General features: G+C 46.1%; 14 protein-coding genes and 1 pseudogene. 8 read left to right on the top strand and 7 right to left on the bottom strand.

What is annotated here, in order from left to right; all coding sequences use genetic code 11:
* Positions 1-260: 260 nt before the first annotated feature.
* The 4 genes and pseudogenes from SPI9445_RS0109595 to SPI9445_RS0109585 form a co-directional block, all read right to left on the bottom strand.
* Positions 261-1,571 (bottom strand): site-specific DNA-methyltransferase, encoded by a 1,311-nt coding sequence (locus SPI9445_RS0109595; RefSeq protein ID WP_026079658.1) that lies wholly within the window; start codon positions 1,569-1,571, stop codon positions 261-263.
* Between the two features lie 21 nt (positions 1,572-1,592).
* Entirely contained in the window at positions 1,593-2,468 is an 876-nt protein-coding gene (locus tag SPI9445_RS0109590) for a hypothetical protein (protein WP_026079657.1), read from the bottom strand.
* Positions 2,469-3,116: 648 nt separating this feature from the next.
* Positions 3,117-3,227, bottom strand: a pseudogene (locus SPI9445_RS32060) (hypothetical protein); the annotation flags it as partial.
* A 226-nt stretch (positions 3,228-3,453) separates the two neighbouring features.
* Entirely contained in the window at positions 3,454-5,406 is a 1,953-nt protein-coding gene (locus tag SPI9445_RS0109585) for a DNA polymerase III subunit gamma/tau (protein ID WP_017304526.1), read from the bottom strand.
* A 265-nt stretch (positions 5,407-5,671) separates the two neighbouring features.
* On the opposite strand from SPI9445_RS0109585, the gene SPI9445_RS0109580 reads away from it, so the two are divergent.
* From SPI9445_RS0109580 to SPI9445_RS0109545, 8 genes are all read left to right on the top strand, one after another.
* Positions 5,672-6,775, top strand: coding sequence for a DegT/DnrJ/EryC1/StrS family aminotransferase (locus SPI9445_RS0109580; protein WP_202803668.1), 1,104 nt, complete (start codon positions 5,672-5,674; stop codon positions 6,773-6,775).
* Positions 6,744-7,184, top strand: coding sequence for a WxcM-like domain-containing protein (locus SPI9445_RS0109575; protein WP_017304524.1), 441 nt, complete (start codon positions 6,744-6,746; stop codon positions 7,182-7,184). The genes SPI9445_RS0109580 and SPI9445_RS0109575 overlap by 32 nt, the downstream gene beginning before the upstream one ends.
* Positions 7,185-7,236: 52 nt before the next feature.
* The gene (locus SPI9445_RS0109570; RefSeq protein ID WP_071525275.1) at positions 7,237-8,205 is read left to right on the top strand and encodes a glycosyltransferase family 2 protein; all 969 of its coding nucleotides are present in this window, start codon (positions 7,237-7,239) and stop codon (positions 8,203-8,205) included.
* 165 nt (positions 8,206-8,370) lie between these two features.
* Positions 8,371-8,922 carry an Npun_F5560 family protein gene (locus tag SPI9445_RS0109565; RefSeq protein ID WP_017304522.1) on the top strand — a complete coding sequence of 184 codons (552 nt, stop codon included), beginning with the start codon at positions 8,371-8,373 and terminating at the stop codon, positions 8,920-8,922.
* A gap of 61 nt (positions 8,923-8,983) precedes the next feature.
* Positions 8,984-9,607 carry a hypothetical protein gene (locus tag SPI9445_RS0109560; protein ID WP_017304521.1) on the top strand — a complete coding sequence of 208 codons (624 nt, stop codon included), beginning with the start codon at positions 8,984-8,986 and terminating at the stop codon, positions 9,605-9,607.
* Positions 9,608-9,631: 24 nt separating this feature from the next.
* A complete protein-coding gene (locus tag SPI9445_RS0109555) occupies positions 9,632-10,066 on the top strand; it encodes a DUF4332 domain-containing protein (RefSeq protein ID WP_017304520.1) in 435 nt (144 codons plus the stop codon).
* A gap of 6 nt (positions 10,067-10,072) precedes the next feature.
* Positions 10,073-10,537, top strand: coding sequence for a TspO/MBR family protein (locus tag SPI9445_RS0109550; RefSeq protein ID WP_017304519.1), 465 nt, complete (start codon positions 10,073-10,075; stop codon positions 10,535-10,537).
* A gap of 410 nt (positions 10,538-10,947) precedes the next feature.
* The gene (locus tag SPI9445_RS0109545) at positions 10,948-11,511 is read left to right on the top strand and encodes a hypothetical protein (protein ID WP_017304518.1); all 564 of its coding nucleotides are present in this window, start codon (positions 10,948-10,950) and stop codon (positions 11,509-11,511) included.
* Positions 11,512-11,542: 31 nt separating this feature from the next.
* Here SPI9445_RS0109545 and SPI9445_RS0109540 read toward each other — a convergent pair whose 3' ends face one another.
* From SPI9445_RS0109540 to SPI9445_RS0109530, 3 genes are all read right to left on the bottom strand, one after another.
* Positions 11,543-12,607: a phosphotransacetylase family protein gene (locus SPI9445_RS0109540; RefSeq protein WP_026079654.1), complete on the bottom strand. Its 1,065-nt coding sequence runs from the start codon at positions 12,605-12,607 to the stop codon at positions 11,543-11,545.
* Positions 12,608-12,719: 112 nt separating this feature from the next.
* On the bottom strand, positions 12,720-13,103 hold the full coding sequence (ebsA, locus tag SPI9445_RS0109535) for a type IV pilus biogenesis protein EbsA (RefSeq protein ID WP_017304516.1): 384 nt from the start codon (positions 13,101-13,103) through the stop codon (positions 12,720-12,722).
* 138 nt (positions 13,104-13,241) lie between these two features.
* Entirely contained in the window at positions 13,242-14,456 is a 1,215-nt protein-coding gene (locus SPI9445_RS0109530; RefSeq protein ID WP_017304515.1) for an aspartate aminotransferase, read from the bottom strand.
* Positions 14,457-14,780 lie beyond the last annotated feature (324 nt).

Here is a 14,780-nt window from a genome sequence, read left to right as displayed (position 1 = left end):
ATTCCTTCCCTCTATAAAAGGGTCGGGTATTGAGTCAATTAACGATTACTTAAAGCAGCGAGATAACGTTAATCTAGCGACTGGAGACTGGCGAGACAAATAAACAGTTGTTAGCTCCGTTTTAGGGTTTTAGGGGTGGGGTGCGTCAGACGGAAAATTCATAGACTTTGAAGAGCAATTTTAAGTCTGACACACTCTACTAAACTGTAAGCACTCGAACAACTCCAAGCGGTCGAAGTCTGACCACTCTCCCCCACAGCTTATTCCTCATAAATTTCCAGATCAAACAAGTCACTTTGTAAGGATTTAAGAGAATATACAGTAAAATTTGATGCAGTATTTTTTGAATTTATGTTGTTATCAAAAATTGATAATTGTTGGCTTCTCTTGACCTCCCTATTACAATTAGCACTGACAAAATCTCCCATAACATCACATCCATTTTTAAAGCGATTGATAATTGTTCTAATAGCTTCCAAGCTTTGATCAATACCAATCCATTTACGATTTAACTTAGAAGCAATATCTAAACTTGTACCTGATCCGGCAAAACAATCAAGAATCAAATCATTATCATTAGAAGATGCTTGAATAATTCTTGCTAACAGATCAGGATTTTTTTCCGTAGGATAACCTGTGATTTTAATATTTTGATTATGAGGATCTTTATAATCTAACCAAATATCTTGAACTGGAATACCTTGACTTTGATCTAAATATATTTTCCGTCTTGGATTGCCATTTTTTGACCAAAATATTTCACCCCTTTTATCCATTTCATCTAAAGTTTTTGGGCTAAATTGCCAATGTTTTCCGGCGGGAGGACTCATACCCCGCCAAGGTTGACCCGTTTCACCATTTCTTGTTCCGGGTGCGTGAATCGGTACTTTTTTATAATAACGACCTGTTTCTGCTTCAAGATATTGATATTCTTTTTTTGCCTTTTCTGGTGTCCATTGGTCAAATGGACGATGCCAAATGTAATTATCGGATTTTGTATAAAACAAAATAAAATCTGATATATTTCCGTAATTCTTCTTGGTGTAATTTTTAGGATTACATTTTTTTCGGGTAATCAAACTCCTAAAATTTTGAACTCCAAAAATCTCATCCATTATAATTTTGATATAAAAAATCATGTTAGAATCTAAATGGACATAAATAGAGCCATTGTCTGCTAATAGTTCTCGGAGAACAACTAGCCGTCTCCTCATAAATTCAATATAATTAGTTCCTGCCAACAAATCACAATAAGCGTCAGTTTGAGAGCGAGATTGAAATACACTTTTAGTCGCAAAAGGTGGATCAATATATATCAGATTTATGTTGCCTTTGATTTCGTTGTTTTTAAGAAAAGATAAAAGAATGGGTAAATTATCCCCATAATACAATTGGTTGTAAGGCTTGCCAATTTGTTTAAATAGTAAAGCGTCTTCATAAGGTAAATCTAAAATGTCAGATTCAGATAATTTACCTTTGTAAGCCAGAGAAGGGATTGATGGGTTTTGCATGAACTCTTCATTGCAAATAGTGTCCCCTGTCCATTTTGTTTTAGAAATACCTGTAGCCATGTGTGTTGTCCTCCTACATTATTAAGAATATAGCCACTCAATGGTTAAACGTTCGGGAATCATTCTTAACGTAAGCACCATAATTTTCTGAGTCCAACTTTCTTCGATTGACGAATAATCGTCCCACATTGAACCCAATAATAAACCCGGCCCATCGTTAATAAAAAGTATTTTGGTTTTGAGTTGATGGATTTGAGTATAATTTAATATTTCGTTTGCACAATTGTTATAACCACCTGTACGATCATCCTCCTGCGCGCCACCCCGATCAGAATCATATCTTGCTAATCCAATAGCTAAAACTGTGTTTTCCTGATCATAAATAACGAAATCTACAGGACGTTTAGGATTAGGATAATCTTGGAAAATATCTCCTAATAGAATATCTTTGCCTGCCCTCTCTGGTCCCTGAATATTCAACTCAGGAAAATAACTGCGAAATAAATCAAATAATCTTTGCGTTAAATCATAACCTTTTTTCCCTCTGTCTTTATATTCCCACAACAAAGCACATAAAGCCTCATCCCGTACCGGACGAGATGAAAATGAAGCTTGCACTTCTTGGATTGGTCTAAATTTATGTCCAAACTGTTCGGCAATTTCTTTAGCTTTTTTCTTCTTTTTTAGCATCTCAACAGGTGTTGAAGGACTAACATATTTCCGAAAAACTCTACAAAGTTGTACCCTCATCCATTGGCTATTAACTTCTGAAATAAGACCGTATAATCTGATGGAAGATTCAGAGGATTTAACCAATTGCCCAAATAACACTAATACGGGCTGATACAAATCACAAGCATCTTTTAAAATATCTGGGTAATACTCACCACTTGCTAAGGTGATCCAATTATGACCATCTGGTTTATAATCTCTAAATGAGTTATATTTTTGATTCATTTTTAAAGATTATTGGTATTAGCTTATAATCTAGAACAGAGTAGGGCGCGGTAGGGTGCGTTGACCGAATAATTGAGGTGACATAACCAAGAACTGTGATCTTGCTGACGCACCAACCACTTGGGGAACACAGACTAACCACAGCAAGAAACCGGGTTGCGTTCATTCTCTCATGAGTGCCTCCAAGCTGTGGTGAACTACCCCACTCTGCCGAGGCGCGAGGATGGAGCTTCCTGATTCAATGGGAAGTGCTTTCTATACCGAAATATAGCGAGTCTTATCTTCCCTCCCCAGGCAGAAGTCCTAGTTCCTAAGACCCAAATTTTCTCTTGCAACACAGCCCTTTTTAGCTTGGTTTTCGCTTTGGGAGTTAGTGGTCAAGATCTATTTATCTTAGCATGGATTCGCTGTCGCTCAGTATATTGCTGGGTTGCTATCCATCCCCTCCCTGCAAGCGAGGAAGGGGAATTTTGCAACATTTTTGTTAAAAACCCGGTTTCTGACCTCATGCTTGAAACCGGGTTTCCTCGACAGAAACCCGGTTATTGACATCCAAAACCGTGGAATATTCAGGACTTAATGACCAATCCCGACATAGCGGAAACCAGCCACTTCTGCGGCCTCGCGGTCTAAATAATTCCGACCGTATCCCCCCCAACCTAACCCCGCTTGGAGGAATTTTGTGCCAATGCGGGAGTCTAAACCAATGCCTTGGGCAACTTGGGTTACATCGGCACCGACGCGATCGCAAATATTGGCACTAATTTATTGGGCGGCTTTTATTCCATCGGGGGATTGGGGAGTTATGGAATAGGGAGCGGAGGCGCGGTAAACTGATTGTGCCTTAAGTTGAGAATTTTTATCAATATAGTTGACATATATTTTCAACAAGGTTATAGTGAACGGAGTGTTCTCCTCTCATTGAGATTGAATGAATTAGCGGGACGGGTTAGAGATAGCAGCCAGTCCCCTCTTTTTTTTGCGTTCAGAATGGCATATCCTCGGGGTCTTCTCGCTCCTCGTCACTATCGGGGATAAATTCGGGGTCATCTGTAACGGTGACTAGGCCTCCAGTGGATGGGAGAATCTCTTGTTCTAAATTCAAAATCTCACCGGAAAACATTTTGAGGACTTGTTGCAGGGCTTGTTTCATGTCTTCGTCGTCTTCTTCGTCGTCCTCCTCTGTGGTTGGCATAATGGGAGGAGTGGGGGGGGAGGCTGGGGGAGTCTTGGGGGGGAGGACGGGAGGACTACTACTATGGTTCTGATTAACCTGACGGGATGCGCCATTTCCTGTAAATTGCTTACCATTCCCATTCTGGGGTTCTGGTGCTGGGGGAGGAGAAACGGGGGGTGGTGTCACTTTGGGAGATGAGGTGGCAGCAGGAGGAGGGGATTTGGGCGTGATTTGTAACTGGATTTTGAGTTTTTGATGAAAAACTTTCTCAAAAGCAAGTTCAATGTCTTTGATTTGTGCTTGAGCCATCTTCAATAATCCCGGACTAGGTATGGAAAGATAGACCACACCATCTTCTAGGTCGAAGTGTAGGATGGTGCAATGTTGTTTCAATAAGGCACTCGGGGCGGATGGTAAAAGGTCTAGAATCTGTTGCCAGAATTGTTGAATTCGTCGCTGGAGGATTTCCTCTTCGGTTGCGGCCGCAGAGGGTGCAGACGGAGCAGGGGTTTGGGGTTTGGGGTTTGGGGCAGCGGGGGCAATATCTGCTTTTCCCTTGGTGATTTTCTCTTCTTGGGGGGGGTGGGGTTTGGGGGGTGGGGTTTGGGGGGTGGGTGTAGGGGGTGCTTGTACCCGAGGAGTAGGTTGAGGGGAAGCCGGAGGAGGGGTTAAAGCAGAGGGTAACAGACCTAAGAGGGTGACTTCTAACCACAGACGGGGCTGGGTGGTATTTTTGAGTTGAATTTCACTGTCTTTGAGTTTTTGTTGTCCCTGTAAAATGGTTTCGAGATGCCAATGTTTTCCTTCTTCACAGAGGGCTTGCCAAGTGGGGGCTGTGACGGGGACTAAATGGTAATTTTGGGGGGAGGTTTTGGCTAGGAGTAAGTTTAAGTAAAAGGTGGCGAGATTTTGTAGGACGATGAGAGGTTCTCGTCCCCGATCCATGAGATGACGACATTGGGTAATAACGGCTTCAACTTGATTACTACGGATGGACTGAATGAGCTTTAATAAATCTTGTTCTGGCACTGCTCCTACTAAGTCCCAGACTTTTTCGACGGTAATTTCTCCAGATAAAAGACTCAGTTGATCTAATAAACTTTCGGCATCTCTTAGACCGCCGTTGGCAATTTGGGCGACTAAGGTTAGGGCATCGGCTGCAATGGCAATGGCTTCATTTTGGGCAATTTGGGTTAGGTGTTTGACCATTGCGGTGAGGGGAATACGGCGAAAGTCAAAGCGTTGACACCGGGAAATAATGGTGGTTAAAACCCGTTGGGGGTCGGTGGTGGCGAGGACAAAGACGACGCGGGGCGGGGGTTCTTCTAGGGTTTTGAGGAGGGCATTAAAGGCGGGAACACTGAGCATATGGCATTCATCAATGACATATACTTTGTAACGACATTGGACGGGGGCAAATTGGGCGCGTTCGATGATTTCTCGGATGTTGTCTACTCCGGTGTTACTGGCTGCGTCAATTTCGATCACGTCCATGGCGGAACCTTGGGTGATTTGACGACAGGTTTCGCATTGACCGCAAGGGGTGGGGGTGGGGCGATCGCATTTTAAGCAGTTGAGGGACTTGGCGAGGATGCGGGAGGAGGAGGTTTTCCCGGTGCCTCGCGGTCCGGTAAAGAGGTAGGCGGGGGCAATGCGGGAGGTGTTGAGGGCATTGGTGAGGGTTTGTGCGATCGCCTCTTGTCCGACTAATTCCGCGAAGGTTTGGGGTCTATATTTGTGATGCAGGGGTTCGTAGGACATGGGGCAACAATAGCAACAGATTCTCTATCTTACATTGTAGACTCGTTTGGATTTTAATTAGGCTTTCTGTACTAAGGATTAGGGAACGGGGGAGGGGAGCAGGGGAGAGGGGGAGAGAGGGAGAGGGGGAGACGAGGAATTAAGACTTATTCCCGACTCCCGATTCCCGACTCCCGACTCCCGATTCCTGACTCCCAACTCCCGGACTTTTTCAACAAGTCCTATGATAGGCTGAATCTTTTGGTTGCAATGGCTCAACGACTGAATGATGAACCCTTCAATTCCCTATCTTGACCTCACTCACTCCTATCAAGATCATGACCAACTGCTGGCCATTACTGCCGAAGTGATTCAATCGGGGTGGTATATCCTCGGCCCCCAAGTAACAGCCTTTGAACAGGCCTTTGCGGGCTATTGTCAAGCTGAGTATTGTGTGGGGGTGGGGAATGGCTTAGAAGCCCTAGAAATGATGTTACGGGCGGCAGGAATTGGAGAAGGCGATCGCATTATTGTTCCCGCTAATACCTACATCGCCACCCTCCTCGCCATTACCGCCCTCGGTGCTACCCCCGTTTTAGTCGAACCCCGTCTAGATACCCTCAATATTGACCCAGAACAGGTTTTAAACGCCCTAAATGACCAAACTAAAGCCATCCTCGCCGTTCACCTCTACGGCGCGCCCGCAGACATGGCAGAACTAACAAAAATTGCTCGCTCCTATGGTTTACTCTTATTCGATGACTGCGCCCAAAGTCATGGGGCCACAGTGGAAGGGAGACGAGTAGGGAGTTGGGGAGATGCCAGTGGTTTTAGTTTTTTCCCCACCAAAAACCTTGGCTGTTTGGGAGATGGGGGCGCTGTGACTACATCTAACCCCAAGATTGCGGAAACCGTGCAACTTTTGCGGAATTATGGATCACCCCGTAAGTATCATAACGAGATTGAGGGAGGGAACAGTCGTTTAGATGAACTACAGGCGGCGATTTTAAGCTGCCGTTTGCAGCAATTGGAACAACGAAACGAAGAGAGACGACGACAGGCACAGTATTATATTGAGAATTTGCAGGATTTACCCTTACAGGTTCTCGCCTACAATCCAGACAGTGTTTATCATATTTTCCCGCTTTTAGTCCCGGAGCGCGATCGCCTGCAACAATTTCTCACCCACCAAGGAGTAGGAACCCTCATCCATTATCCCATTCCCCCCCACCAACAACCCTGTTATCGTGATTACCCCTGGGCAAACGTCCATCTCCCTCTAACCGAACAAATCGCCCAACAAGAACTAAGTTTACCCCTTTATCCCGGTTTAACCCATGAACAACAGACTTACATTATTGAACAAATCCGCACCTTTTACAGCGCGTAATCCCTCCCCCCTCCATGACGACTTAATCCTCCGTTTTCCTCATTTTGGCACCCCAGAACAAGGTTATTTAGCCGTGGCTGAAGGTAATCAAACCTGTCCTTTTCCCATTGCTAGAACCTACTGGGTTTATGGTTGTCCTAACGGTCAACAACGAGGCGGACACGCCCATCATCAACACCATCAACTATTAGTTTGTGTATCTGGAGAAGTCGAGGTTTTATTAACCGATGGTTATGAGCAGAAAATCTTTGTTCTAAACGATCCCACCGTTGGACTTTATCAAAAACCCTTACTCTGGGGAGACTTAGTACACCGTAATAATTCCGCCCTCGTTGTCTTAGCCTCTCATCCCTACTCCGAAGCCGATTATATTCGCAATTTTGATGATTTTTTAAAAATTGTAGCTTAATCTATAGCATTAATAAACAAGATACAAAGTTTTGTAGATACTGTATTGGCTAATGAATATAAACCTCGCTACCTCCTCAATATTGCCCACTGTTTCTATAATTGTTCCCCTTTATTACGCTGAAAAACTTTTTTCTCCCCTCATTGCAGGTTTAGAAACCCTCGCCCAAGAGAATCAAGAGCAGTTTAAAACCGAAATTGTCTTTGTCGATGATGGCTCTAAAGACAACACCTTTAAACTCGTTCAAAACCTAAAGCCTGAGCATTTTTCCTTCCAAGCAATTCGGTTAGCTCGCAACTTTAAATCTTATCTTGCCATCCTTGCAGGCATCCAATACGCTCAAGGAGATTATATCACATTTTTAGCTCAAGACTTACAAGAACCACCCCAATTAATTAGCCAGTTTTTTAATATTATTCAAGCTAACTATGATGTAGTTTGGGCGGTTCGTCGTACCAGAGCGGATCATTTTTTAGATCGGCTTTTTTCCCAAATGTTCCACCGTTTAATGAACAAAATTTGGTCAGAGTGGCCTAAAACAGGGGCCGATATGTTTATGATTAATCGTCCCGTTGCCAATGTATTACTTTCCATGCAGGAAAAAAACTCCCATATTAGTGGACAAATCCTCTGGAGTGGTTTCCGCCAAACCCAGATATTTTATGACCGTCAAAAGCGCAAAATTGGCAAGTCAGGCTGGAGTTTTTGGAAAAAAGTAGAGTTAGCGGTTAGTGTAATTACTCAGTTCTCCTATCTCCCCATTCGCGCTTGTACAGCTTTAGGACTTATTTTAGCAACAACAGGGTTTTTCTATGGAATTCTAGTCATTGTTCAGCGTTTAACGCTACAAATTACTCTACAGGGTTGGTCTGCTTTAATGATTGTTCTGCTGATTATTGGTGGCTTTCAGTTTATCTTTTTAGGGGTCATTGGGGAGTATCTATGGCGCGTCTTTGATGAAGTGCGCAAGCGCCCTGCTTATATTGTGATGGATCGAATTGAGGGAGGGAATAGGGAATAGGGAATATACATCTCCCCCTGCCCCCCTGCCCCCCTGCTCCCCTGCCCCCCGTTCCCTATTGCTGCATTTTTTGATGCAAAATAGGTGAAAAGACATTAAAATGAGCGGTACAATCCCCTCCCACACCTTGCCTACACATCTTTGAGATCGGAGCAGAAAGCAACCGTGAATATTACAGAAAATCTCAATGTCAATAGCCTAAGAAGTGAAGTCTCTCGCCTTCGAGAAGAACTTCAACTCCGCGACCAACTGGTTCAGCAGTTATCCCAAGAACTCTTCCGACTGGTCAAAGGCAACACTAACTTTATGCCCCAGCCCGAAGTTTCTGAGCGTCACAAGGCAGAAATGCGGATGTTGCGGGAACAACTGCAAGAAGTAGAACAACAAGTCACGTTCTATCAACAGCAGATTGCAGTACGGGATCAAGAAATTTATCAACTCCGCCAGTCTGTGCAGGAATTAACCGATCGCAGTCGGATGTTAGAACAAGCCCTGCAAGAAATGCCCCAAATTTACCGTCGCAAATTTGCGGAACGGATGGAGCCTGTGCGGGAGAAAATCGAACGTCTACAACGGGAAAATCGACAACTTCACGTTGAGTTACAAAGTGTTAGCTATCGGTTAGCGGTGAAAACTCGTCGCAACACCTCTAAGGTGGATTTGCCCAGTTTTTCCCGTCGTTTACCCGGTCCGATTCCCAGTTTCGGCACCATGTAAGCGGGTGGACAGCATGGTATTTTAAAGGGGCAAAATTCAGCCCCTCTTTTTAGGTGTTTTTATGCCGCCAGTGTTGATTGTTTGTGATCAAGTTGCTCCCCCCTTGCCCCATGCTTTGGCGTTAAAAGAAGCGATCGCCTCCCTAGAACCCGAGGCAGAAATTACCCTGATTACCCCCGAGGATCTGGACATGGATCTGGATGCAGTCTACTGTCCCCTCACCCTACACATTCCCCCAGAATTACCCCTCCCCTCCCCCAGTATTTTTCTCGCCTGTCAGGACTTAGCGGAACAACAGCAATGGGTGGAAACGGAACTGGACTATGAAACAGGCAAGGGCGATTATTGGCTGCCCATTGTCTGGACCATTAAAGGCCCCCTCTATGGGGAAGTGATCGGACGGGAAAATGAGGGTTATGTGCAGCCTGTGGATCTCCCCGATGATCAACGTCAACCCCTCTATCATCTCGCCTACGAACTGTTACACCACTTGAACGCTCCCCCGGCTGTTTATACCCTCCAATTCGCCTTTAACGGGTCAGGGATTGTCTTTGATCGGCTTTTCCCCTTCCCCACAGAATGCGCGATCGCCTCCCTAAATATCCAAAAACCGGATCTTTTCGTCTGTCATTGGTTATGCTTAACCCATCAGCCCATTTTGGATTTAACCATCCTGCCCCAATAATGGGATATTCCTTGAGGGAACCTTATGCCTGCTGCTTCCAATCGAGTCACCATCCAAGCCTGTAGTTGGGATCTCGAACAACTGCCCGGTTTAAACGCAGAATTACACCGTCAATTCCAGTCTCTGGGCTTAGAGACAACCGCCGCCCTCCTGAATGAGGGAACCACTCCTGAACAATGTAATGCGATCGCCACTCAACTCCATTTGCCCCTCCAACAGGTGAAAAAATGGGTGGCTATGGCGGATTTATCCCGCTTACCCAGTGTCGGATGTGAATATTGTGGCATCCTCCTACATTCCGGCATTGCCTCCGTCAGTCAACTCGCCCACACCCCCGTTCACCGTTTACACCGTCAAATCCTCCGGATGCAAGTCTCTACCCTCCAACGGCGAGATTTATGTCCCCCCGTCCAAGAAGTGCAAAAATGGGTGAGAGAAGCCCAAGTTCTGCAATCGTGATGGTCTATGCCTATTCCCAGTTGGCTAATTATCGGACTGATTGCCCTCGTCGTGGTGCAAATTAGCAACCTCACCACCCCAGAAGGGCGGCGCTGGTTTAACCGTCTCCGTCGCCCCCCCTGGTTGACCTTTGAGTGGGCGATTCCCCTAATTTGGACAACTATTGTGATTTTTGGGGTGTGGTCTGCTTATCTGGTGTGGGAAACGGCCCAATCTTGGCCGTTGATGGGGGGATATTTACTCGTTGAAGTGACGATCATGAGTTACACCCCCTTAATGTGTAATTGGAAAAGTTTACTGACCGGAACTCTTATTGGTGCCACTGGTACCCTCTTCGGTGCCATTCTCGCCCTGTTGGTTTTCCCAGTTAATCCTACCGCCACCCTCCTCCTCGTTCCCTATTTGCTTTGGAGTCCCATCGGGACTTATGTCACTTGGGAAATGATTCGCTTGAATCCCAATAATGCTTAAATTTTCTAGCATTGGGAATCGGGTGTCAGGTGTCGGGAATAGGCACTTGTGCCAGTTTTGGAGGATCTGTTCCCCTGTTGGGTCTAGCACCTGATATTGTTCAGCAAACCCTCTTTAAAATTCCCTGTTCACGGGGATATTACGGAAATCTTGACAAACTGGGGGAGATTGGTTATCTTGTATAAGTGTGAGGAGCGAACCAGTAAAGAGAACCGAGACGAAACACGGCAAGTCGTCGGTTCTCTTTCTGATCTGGGGGTTCCTTGTGTGCTTTCGTCGCCAAAATCCGCCTTTTTTTTCTCTTGTCAAGATTTTTGGTCAAATTTGCCCGATTTTAAACCGGGAGTTGTATCCGCAAAAATACGGAGAACGATCCGCCAAAATGCGGAAGAGGGGGGAGAACATTAGTCATGGTGCAATCGGGGTCTTTTGATAGTTCTACACCCTTGGGGGAATTTTTCACCTTGGGGGATTTCTGCACTTGTAGCCAAACTTATCAAAAATATGCGGCTCAGATTAATCCTTTTCCCCAAGCAGAGGAGTCCTTGCAGGCCTTAAAGGATTTGAATTACTACTTACTGGATCCCATTACCCGGCATTTTGGACGCGATCGCCTGCAACTCACCTATGGGTTCTGTTCACCGGATTTAAAGCGTTATCTCAACCAAAAAGACCCCCAAACTGGGGTTAAAAACGGTCGTATTGATCCCAGTCGGGATCAACACATGGCGCACGAACGCAATCGCAAGGGGAATTATTTTTGCGATCGCCTCGGAGCCGCCTGTGATTTTCGGGTGGTAGGGGTGGGAAGTGATCAGGTGATGCAGTGGATTTTAGACGCTCAACTCCCCTTTGATTCCTTGTATTTTTACGAGGTGACTCGTCCCATCCATCTCAGTTATGGCCCTGAACACAAGAGAGCCATTTGGGGGTTTACCTCCACTGGACAACCGAGACGAATTAGGGTTTACTGAAAAAACCCTTCTTGGCGAGAGGCTAAACGTTCTATTGAAGCAGCTGCATGAAGCGCGGAAGGTCGAAATATTCCGCCATCAGTTCGCGAATGCAATGGACTTTGATTGACTCTTGGAGACGGACTTGGCCAAAGGTTCGATCGACAATTTCCACGGTGCTTAGGGTATCGAGATCCACCGACAAAATGGGAATTTCCAAGTCCTCCGCCCGGTTAATAATAAAATCTTGAGGGGGCGTGTGTCCGGTTAAAATGAGGCAGTTGGTTGAAGTTTCCAGAGCGGCCATTTGTAGTTCACTGCGATCGCCTCCTGTCACCACGGCCATATTCTCACCCTTGCGGAAATACTCCAGTGCCGAGTTAACATTCATCGCCCCAATGGTCAGACGTTCCACCATTAAATCTAACCGGTCCGACCGACAAAGAACTTTCGCCCCCAACTGTTTCGTTAACTCTCGCACACTGACACTGCGTAACAAACTACTGCGGGGCATCATGCCTAAAACAGGAATCCCCTGATTTTCCAGAAACGGTTGTAAATGTTGCTTCACCGCTTCCTGCTCTTGGGGCGGGATATCATTGATCACGACTCCAAAGAGGCGATCGCCTAGTTGATCTTGAGCGTCCAGCAATTGATCCACTAACAAGAGAGAATGATAGCGCGCCACAATCAGAACCATCGCTTGGCTGTGGGCGGCAATGTCCTTGAGTGAGAGATTAAATAAGCGTCCTTCAGATATTGTGCCTAAACCTTCTAAGAGGACTAAATCCCCCTCAACTTGAGCTAAAGAGCTTTGAAGTTGTTCCACATAATAACTCCCCGCTTCGTGGTGCAGCCCTTTTTTGACCGTCGGTTCATCTAAAAACAGTAAAGGGACTTGGGTTTGTTGTTCAGTGAGATTAAGGATTTGGCGAATAAACTGCACATCCTCATCTTCCCCGGCCTCGTTCATCTCCTCCCCGCCATGACTCAGGGGTTTTCCGTAGCCAATGGAGAGGCCTTGGGCGCGAAGTTGATGGGCGAGTCCTAAAATGGTGGCGGACTTCCCACTATACGGTTCTGTGGAACCAACCAAGAGATATCTAGATTTTGGCACACCCTCACTCCTATAAATTGGTTAGCAGTTAATGACAGTTTCTATGGGGTCGTGGATGGATTAGGGGGGAGAATCAGCCCGTTGTCCTCTCGCTGAACTATAATCTAGCAGGTCAAGAGGAAGCATCATCCTTTTGTAGAAGTTTTCGATAAAATTGCCGAGAAAAGTCGGTGTGATTCGTGCGTTTGTAGGTCATAATCACATCCATCAGATGATCCACAAACTCAGAATTTTGTAAATCCACCTCATAGCTTAATTCTGCGTTGCCATCAAACTGGAGACGACAGCGCGTTAATTCTGAGGGTAATTTAGACACAAACCAAGTCGCCACAAAGGGGATATTATCGCTGCCTTCAATTTGCCGTTCCCCTTCTAGGGAACCTTGTTGATATAAACCAATCGCTAGGGGCAGAAGTTGGCGTTTTTGCCCTTGGAAATAGGGGACATAAACCATCGCGTCGGCTTTGCTGGCGGGTTTTAAGTTCTCTAGAGACATGGAATCCCTCTCTAATAGCCAAAATGGGGAAAGGTTGAGGGTGGATGGGTCGTAATGGGTCTAATTCCATCCACCCTGTTGTGATTTTAGGCTTTGTTGGGGGCTTTAGTCCTAATTTTCCTGAAAATTTCCCCTTTTCTAGGAGTTGGAGGAAACAACGGCCTCCTCGGGACGATAACGGATTCCCGCTTGTTTGAGTCGTCGCAGGGCTTCTCCGAGGCGATCGCAATCGGCAATCAAACTCACCCGCACATAGCCCTCTCCCGCTTCCCCAAAGGCACTCCCCGGAGTCACCACTACCCCGGTTTTTTGTAACACATCAAGGGCGAAATCCGTGGAGTTGGTGCCAATAGGACAAGGTACCCATAAATACATCGTGGCTTGAGAGGGGGGAACCTCCCAACCTAACTCCGCCAGACCTTTAATCATAAAATCCCGGCGGGTGCGGTATCGATCTTGGGCTTGGTGAACATACTCATCAGGCAACTGTAGGGCAGTTTCGGCGGCCGTTTGCACAACGGAGAAAATCCCGTAATCTAAGTTAGTTTTGAGCGTGCGTAGTCCTTGAATCACTTGGGAATTCCCCACCACAAAACCCACCCGCCACCCGGCCATCGTGTAGGTTTTGGAGAGGGTGTGGAATTCAATCCCTAGGTCTTTACCGCCGGGGATTTGTAACAAACTGGTAGGAACATAGCCATCAAAGGCTAACTCGGCATAGCATAAATCGTGAACGAGCAGAATTTGATAGTGTTGGGCAAACTCCACAATTTCCTCAAAAAAGTGCCGGGGGGCGGTGGCGGTGGTGGGGTTGTTGGGATAGTTGAAATAGAGGAGTTTCGCCCGTCGTGCAATATCTTCGGGAATGGTACTGAGATCCATCACCCAGTTTTGTTCGGCTTTGAGGTCTACTTGATAAACGTCCCCTTGGGCAATGAGGGGGCCGCGAAAATGGGCGGGATAGGCGGGACTGGGGACAATTACCACGTCGCCGGGATCTACATAGGCCAGGGCAAGATGGGTTAGGCCTTCTTTGGAACCGAGGAGGGGGAGGGCTTCACTATCTGGGTCTAATTCGACTTGATATTGGCGGTAATACCAGGCGGTAATGGCTTTACGAAAACTGGCTGTTCCTTCAAAGGGGGGGTATCCGTGATTTTTTGGATTATCCATTGCTGCGATCGCCGCCTCAATCACAGGTCTAGGGGGGGACCCGTCGGGATTGCCCATGCCTAAATCAATCAAATCTAGCCCTTGTTCTCTCGCATGGGCTTTTAGTTCATCCAAACGAGCAAAGACGTAAGTAGGAAGCGCGCTAAGGCGTTTAGCGGGAGTAAGCCAGTTTAAACTCATTGCAACACAACTGGGAAAAAGAAAAAATAAACAACCGTACAGTTAAGACATGGAACTATCAAACAATCCCCATCCCCTACTGAGTCTTTGCATGATGGCACATTTTCGATTTTTTCTCTAGGCACAATTCCTAGGATTTTTCGACAATCAGAGAGGGTTTAGGGGGAGTCGGGGAATAGGGAATAGGGAACAGGGAATTGGGAATTAGGAGTCGGGAATCGGGAGTCGGGAATCGGGAGTCGGGAGTCGGGAATCGGGAGTCGGCAATAGGTAATAGGTGATAGGGAATAATTATCAATTCTCCCCTGCTCCCCTGCTCCCCTG

The sequence above is a fragment of the Spirulina subsalsa PCC 9445 genome, from assembly GCF_000314005.1.
GTDB lineage: Bacteria > Cyanobacteriota > Cyanobacteriia > Cyanobacteriales > Spirulinaceae > Spirulina_A > Spirulina_A subsalsa.
The sequence above is the reverse complement of the archived record's forward strand: the minus strand, read 5'-3'. Positions and strand labels throughout refer to the sequence as shown.